This window comes from Candidatus Dedyshia acidiphila (assembly GCF_051025295.1).
Lineage (GTDB): Bacteria > Acidobacteriota > Terriglobia > Terriglobales > Acidobacteriaceae > KBS-83.
The window spans coordinates 1-253 of sequence record NZ_JBMGJV010000136.1 but is presented as its reverse complement, the minus strand read 5'-3'; the positions used below and the strand labels follow the sequence as shown (position 1 = coordinate 253).

The following is a 253-nucleotide window of genomic DNA, read 5'->3' as shown; positions in this document are numbered from 1 at the left end:
GCGTTCGTCGCCGGCAGCGCGAGATAGCTGACGCTCAAGCCGATCAGGTTAGTTCCGCGGTACGCGCGACCGCCTTTAGAGTAGACGCTTCCTTCCACCAGCTTCTCGCCGTCAAAGATATCGGGCCCGAGGTACGCCGGCGGCGAGCCCTGCACCCATGTCGACGGGTACTCGAACCGAAGTCCTTCCAACTTGTCGCGATACGTCTGCAACGGTCGGTCGCAGACAGGTTCGCGTTCGCTTTTCCGGCCAG

1 protein-coding gene is annotated in these 253 nt (G+C 62.5%); it reads right to left on the bottom strand.

The annotated features are described in order from the left end of the window. Positions 1–191, bottom strand: a 191-nt coding sequence (locus AC5IJH_RS18440; RefSeq protein ID WP_491904281.1) for a hypothetical protein, incomplete at its 3' end; no start/stop codon positions are given. Positions 192–253: the final 62 nt, after the last annotated feature.